Below are 676 nucleotides of genomic sequence, written 5' to 3'. Positions count from 1 at the left end.
GCGGGATCCTCGTCGCCCTCCTCGCGCGTGTTGTCCGCGATCGCCGGGCAGACGACGTACACCTGCCGGCCCGCGGCGACCTCCTCCGTCGCACGGCGCCAGGCGCGCTCCGCCCAGGCCGGTTTCTCGAGCACCGGCACCGCGAACGTCTCGATGCCCCGGCGCCCGGCCGGCAGCTCGCGGATCACGCTCGTCTCGAGATCCCCGAAGGCCGTGAGCGCCACAGTCCGTGGAATCGGCGTAGCCGTCATCGCGAGCACATGCGGCTCGGCACCTTTGAGCCGCAGCGCCTCGCGCTGCTCCACCCCGAAGCGGTGCTGCTCGTCCACCACGATCAGTCCGAGATCGTAGAAGCTCACCCCCTCGCTCAGTAGCGCATGCGTGCCCACCACGATCCGCGCACTTCCGCTCGCGATCTCGAGCAGCGCCCGGCGCCGCTCCGCCACCGGCATCTTGCTCGTCAGCAGCACCGGCCGCACCCGGTCCAGGAGGTCGTGCCCCGGCGCGTCATCAGCCGAATGCTCGGTGCTTGCCGGCTCGGCGCGGAGCGCCTCGGTGCTTGCCGACTCGGCGCGGAGCGCCTCGGTGCTTGCCGACTCGGCGCGGAGCGCCTCGGTGATACTGCGGAAGTGCTGCGCCGCGAGCACCTCCGTCGGGGCGAGCAGCGCGCTCTGGC

1 protein-coding gene is annotated in these 676 nt (G+C 72.5%); it reads right to left on the bottom strand.

Annotation, left to right across the window (positions count from 1 at the left end):
* Window positions 1-676, bottom strand: a 676-nt coding sequence (locus ACFPZL_RS14020) for a DEAD/DEAH box helicase (RefSeq protein WP_382336021.1), incomplete at both ends; no start/stop codon positions are given.

The organism is Leucobacter soli (assembly GCF_042659205.1).
GTDB classification, from domain to species: domain Bacteria; phylum Actinomycetota; class Actinomycetes; order Actinomycetales; family Microbacteriaceae; genus Leucobacter; species Leucobacter soli.
This window is presented reverse-complemented; position numbering and strand designations above follow the sequence as displayed.